Raw genomic sequence first — 5,660 nt, 5'->3', positions numbered from 1 at the left:
TAAGTGAACGGCATTACCGCTTATGCGGGTCTTTTTATATAAGGAATAAGGTAAATAATATTGTATCGCCACAACACAGAATTCTGCCCTACCCTAAGCCATTCTCTAACGCATACTTAGCAAGCTCTGCTGTCGAGTGTAAGTCCAATTTGTGCTTAATATTCTGCCTGTGCGTTTCCACGGTTCGATAAGAGATATTCAACATCTGCGCAATTTTTTTACTACTACTTCCTTGTGCGACCAACTTGAGAACAGACTCTTCACGGCGACTTAATGGGTTCGTTTTACTGTGCGATGGGGCTACTTCTTGTGAGAAAAGTGTCTGTGTCACAGACTCACAAAAATACGTCGATCCTTGTTTGACCGTCTTAATTGCTTGTACCATTTTTTCTGCTGAGATTTCTTTCAGCATATAACCCACCGCACCCGCTTGCATGACTTTCATAATGTATTCACGATTATCATGCATCGTCAGCATCAACACCTTCGCTTCTGGCATTTCTTCTTTCAGTAATTGCGTGGCTTCAATACCATTCATAATTGGCATACTAACATCCATGAGTACCACATCTGGCTGATGAACTTTCACCACTTCTACCGCTTCCAAGCCATTACTTGCTGTTGCAATCACATTAATGTCGGGTTCGCGCTCTAGTCGAGCAATAAAGCCTTCCAATACGACTTGGTGATCATCAACAATCACCACTTTGATCGGCTCATCCATTATTCTGTTCCTTCTAGCTTCAGTAGCACGGTAATCTCAGTACCCGCACCATAATCACTGACTAATTCAAACTCTCCGCCTATAAACTCAACACGCTCTCGCATATTCCGTAGCCCAATCCCTCGGGTCGCTAATGCATTACTGACATCAAACCCAATGCCATCGTCTCGAATCATTAACTGCAATACATTACCGAATTGCTTTAAGAAAACCGTTACCTGTGTAGCACCCGCGTGCTTTTCAATATTATTCAACGACTCTTGAACCACGCGATACAATGTCGTGGCGACCTCAGATTTAAGTTTAGATGCTTGTGTGTCGAGTACCAACTCAGTATTCGCATGAGAGTACGTTTTAAAGTCTTGCAATAAGCTCGATATTGCTGCGTCTAAGCCAATGTCATCTAATGCACTAGGTCGAAGGTGATGAGATATTCTGCGGACTTCGATAATCGCTTCCGATAAAGATGATAGTGATTTGCTTAGATGGCCAATGGAGCGGTTATCGACGGCTTTTGTGTCCATCAACTCGAGGTGGCACTTACTGGACACCAACAACTGGTTTACTCCGTCATGTAATTCCCTTGCAAGATGTTTCCTTTCATCCTCTTGAAACATCACAGTTTTATGTGCTAGTTCTTTTAGGTTTTTATCTGCGAGCTTGTGCTCGTGCCAATTAACGGCCAATGTGAGAACAATGATCACTGCGACTGTCACAGCAAAAATAGTGACAATAGAGAACATGGTCGTTTCTATATTTTTATCAATCGCTGCTCTTAACACGGCAACTTCGCGAGCCACATCTTCTATGTACAAACCCGTACCAATCATCCAATCCCATTTGTCCAGCCAAGCGGCATAACTCAGCTTAGTAACAATTTCTCCAGTGGACGGTTTTTGCCAAAGATATTGGTGAAAACCACCCCCAGCTTGGGCTTGGAATAGCAACGTCTCAATAAGATGATTACCATCTTGGTCTTGCAAGTCTAAAAGATTTTTGCCTACAAGCTCAGGTAATATAGGATGAACAAGATTGGTCCCTGTTTCGTCATAAGCAAAAAAATACCCATCCGTCCCATAACGAAGTCTGTCAAGGATATCTCGAACCTGTGATTGCGCTTCTGCTTCGGAAAGGTCGGGATCGTTGTAGGCATATTCAATGGCATCAAACGCTAACTCAACGGTGTCTTTGAGTGTCGATTCTTTTGAACGAATCAAGCTTTCGCGGAAAATTTCTATTTCATTTTCGCCAAAAGATTTGGCTTGGTGAAGGGCTATCCAGCTGACGCTTGCCGTTAAAATGATCAATGGCAATAGCGTCAGCAAGATGAGTTTCGCTTTGAGTGGCATAGAAGTCCTTTCTAACTACAACCGCCGTAATAGGCAATGCATCCCGTGGGATACATTACCATGGCAGCTAAATAAATGAACTGATATACACGACAACGATAATTAGATCACATTCCATAAAAACCAGGGAATGCCAATAACGACGCTAGGACCAAGACTTGAATTGCGATAAACGGCATCACCCCACGATAAATATCTCTCGTGGTCACACCATCAGGTGCCACACCTTTTAGATAGAACAAACTAAATCCAAAGGGTGGTGTCAAGAACGAGGTTTGTAAGTTCATTGCGACCAATATGGCAAACCAGGTCATGTTGATCCCCATAATCTCGGCAACTGGAGCGATCATAGGGACAATAATGAAACAGATTTCCACGAAATCAATGAAGAAGCCCAGAATCAAAATTACTAGCATCGTAATGATTAAGAAGCCCCATTTTTCACCAGGTAACTCAAGCATCCACTCTTCAACGAGCATATCTCCACCCGTGTAGGTAAAGGCCATCGAGAATGCTGTCGCACCCAAAAGAATAGCAAACACCATTGCCGTGACTTTAACGGTTTCTTTCGACGCGTCGTAGAGCATTCGGAAATTAAACTGACCGTACGCTATTGCTAATAAAATCGCGCCTGCACCACCCAACGCAGCGGATTCAGTCGGTGTAGCGACCCCTGCAAAGATAGAGCCGAGTACAATCACGATCAACGCCAAAGGAGGCACTATCGCTTTCAAGGCGGTTCTCACCTCTTGAGAGCGTGATATGGAATCATCTCTGGGGATGGGTTGAGCGGCCTCAGGGTTCATTTTTGCGTAAATCAGGATATAAAGGACATACGCACCAACAAGTACAAGCCCAGGCCAGATCGCCGCTTGGAACAAGTCGCCAACCGGGACGCCCAGCACATCACCTAATAAAATGAGCACAATAGACGGTGGAATAATCTGCCCCAGAGTCCCAGACGCACAGATGGTGCCGCACGCTAACCCTTTGTCATAATTATATTTAAGCATAACAGGTAAGGAGATTAAACCCATCGCCACAACCGACGCACCGACGACACCTGTTGACGCGGCCAGCAGTGCACCAACCAATACCGTAGAAATGGCAATACCACCACGTACTCCGCCAAACAAACGCCCCATCGACTCCAATAATTGCTCGGCCAATTTGGTTTTTTGTAACACCAAGCCCATGAAGACAAAGAGTGGGACTGCCATCAGTACCGTATTTTCCATAATGGATTGAATACGATATGGCATGAAGGCAAACATTTCGATCCCTTCAGCCCAGACACCAAAAATTAACGCGATTCCTCCGAAGGTAAATGCGACAGGAAATCCTAACAGTAGCGCGAATAAGGCTACAAAAAACATGACAATACCGATCATGGAAACAATCCTTATTCTTTTGAGTCGGTTGAATTAGCGTAAATCAAATGAGGGTTAAGCAGTTTGTTGAGCGAATGCAACACCAATCCCACCCCACTGATGGCCATAAAGAAAAACGAAATCGGGATCATAGCTTTAATCACCCATCGATAAGGTAAACCACCTGGATCACCTGATGTCTCTCCCAGTGCATAGCTTTCTTTGGCAAAATCAATTCCGAACCACGCAACTAAAAGGCAAAAAGGGAAAAGGAATACGAATGCGCCAATGAGATCAATGATCGCTCGAGCCTTAACCGACAATCTTTCATAAAATACGTCGACTCTTACATGACCGCCCGCCTTAATGGCATAAGGCACACCAAGCAAAAAGACCGCGGAAAATAAATGCCATTCCATTTCTTGGAAGGCAATGGATACGTCATTAAATACGTATCGCATCACAACGTCATACACGACGTTGAGAAGTAGTAGTAAAAACAAAAGACTCGATAACACGCCTAGCATGTCCCCGACTTTGTTAAATAGTCTTTCTATATATATTAGGCTTCGCATTCCAGACTCCATCCCGTCGCTCATATTATTGTATGTTTGGTGTTGAACGTTCCGGTGCTTATAAAGTAGATAGTGATTAAGTGAGATAGTTATAATATTGAGATATTAGTCATCTGAGGCTTATCAAACTAAAAAGGGCAAGAAAGTGGCGCTAAGCGCCACTATATTGGATCAATCATCAAACTTGTTAAGGTAAGCTTTCGTCGCAATGTCTGTCCAAGAACGAACCTGCTCTAGGTACGCAGCTTGAGACATTTGGATTTCCTTCGCAGTTTCATCTTTTTCGGCATGCTCTTTAAGAAGCTTGTCGTTTGCATCACGCAGTGCATCGATGACTTCGCGTGGAAAGTCTTTTACTTTCACATCTGGGTAATCTGACTGGATCGTTGCCCAGTTTTTCCCACTTTCGTGAGTCGATTGGATATACATATCATAAGCTGCTGTTTTCATAGCTATCTGTAGGATGGCTTTCAAATCATCTGGTAATTTATTCCATGTACGCTGATTGACTAAGAATTGAAGCTCAGTAGCAGGCTCATGCCACCCTGTGTAGTAATATGGCGCGATTTTATGGAAACCCATACGCAAGTCTAGGGAAGGCCCCACCCACTCCAGAGCGTCGATTGTGCGACGTTCTAATGATGTATAGAGTTCACCTGATGCGATGTTCGTTGGTTTCGCACCCACTTCCGCCAAAATCTCGCCTGCAAATCCAGGGATTCGCATTTTTAGACCTTGTAAATCATCAACGCTGTTAATCTCTTTTTGAAACCAACCGCCCATTTGTACATCGGTGTTACCACCAGGGAATGACATCATATTATGGGGAGCATAGACTTTTTCCATCAGCTCCATACCTCCGCCATGATAGAACCATGCGTATTGCTCTGGCGCTGTCATACCAAATGGCATCGTCGTGAAGTACAACGTATTGGGTACTTTACCTTTCCAGTAATAAGAGGCGGAGTGGCCCATGTCATACTGACCTGATTTCACCATATCAAACACGCCAAACGGAGCTTTGTGTTTATTTGATGAGTCAATACGAATTTGCAGCCGGCCGTTAGACATTTCTTCAGCCATCTTGGCCATATTTTTCGTTGCATCACCAAAAATTGGGAAGTTGGGTCCCCATGTCTCAGCAAGCTTTAGGCGGTAAACTTTGTCATCTGCACTGGCAGAGGTTGCTACAAAAGCAAAGCATGTCGCAGCAATAATGGCGGTACTTTTTAATGCACGAGTGACTGATTTCTTGATTAAACTCATTTTCAGTTCCTTGAGTAGTTTCTTATATAGAGTGACTTCCAAACACTCCAAGTTTCACGTTCAAGGTAACTATGAATTGAATTATCAATATCGGGTATTCGTGCGAGCACGCACATAACTAAAGGTAACGATGACATACCAGACCTTGGTATTACGTATTTATACGTAGGATATTAACGAGATAAACAAATAACATCATTCTAATCAATAAATTACAAAATAACTGGTTCATTAATTTAAAATATACACGTACGTATTTTCATTATTAAAAGAATACAAAAATGTCACCTTAATCACATCTATCGCTAACAATTCACATAAATAAAGATGGTACGAACAAAAAAAGCCCCTCGAAAGGTAATGCCGTTCACTTAAG

General features: G+C 43.1%; 5 protein-coding genes. All 5 read right to left on the bottom strand.

Annotated features, from left to right (window positions below):
• Positions 1–88 precede the first annotated feature (88 nt).
• Positions 89–724, bottom strand: coding sequence for a response regulator transcription factor (locus AB4405_RS24130; RefSeq protein WP_102471535.1), 636 nt, complete (start codon positions 722–724; stop codon positions 89–91).
• On the bottom strand, positions 724–2,073 hold the full coding sequence (locus tag AB4405_RS24125) for a cache domain-containing protein (protein WP_102471534.1): 1,350 nt from the start codon (positions 2,071–2,073) through the stop codon (positions 724–726). The genes AB4405_RS24130 and AB4405_RS24125 overlap by 1 nt, the downstream gene beginning before the upstream one ends.
• 107 nt (positions 2,074–2,180) lie before the next feature.
• Positions 2,181–3,464: a TRAP transporter large permease subunit gene (locus tag AB4405_RS24120; protein ID WP_102471533.1), complete on the bottom strand. Its 1,284-nt coding sequence runs from the start codon at positions 3,462–3,464 to the stop codon at positions 2,181–2,183.
• Between the two features lie 11 nt (positions 3,465–3,475).
• Positions 3,476–4,030 carry a TRAP transporter small permease subunit gene (locus AB4405_RS24115; RefSeq protein ID WP_372063093.1) on the bottom strand — a complete coding sequence of 185 codons (555 nt, stop codon included), beginning with the start codon at positions 4,028–4,030 and terminating at the stop codon, positions 3,476–3,478.
• 159 nt (positions 4,031–4,189) lie between these two features.
• Entirely contained in the window at positions 4,190–5,284 is a 1,095-nt protein-coding gene (locus tag AB4405_RS24110) for a TRAP transporter substrate-binding protein (protein WP_372063092.1), read from the bottom strand.
• Positions 5,285–5,660: the final 376 nt, after the last annotated feature.

Origin of the sequence: Vibrio sp. 10N.261.51.F12, from assembly GCF_041471725.1 — a bacterium.
Taxonomy (GTDB): Bacteria; Pseudomonadota; Gammaproteobacteria; order Enterobacterales; family Vibrionaceae; genus Vibrio.
Note: the sequence above shows the minus strand (reverse complement) of the source record. Positions and strands in the feature narration are given on the sequence as shown.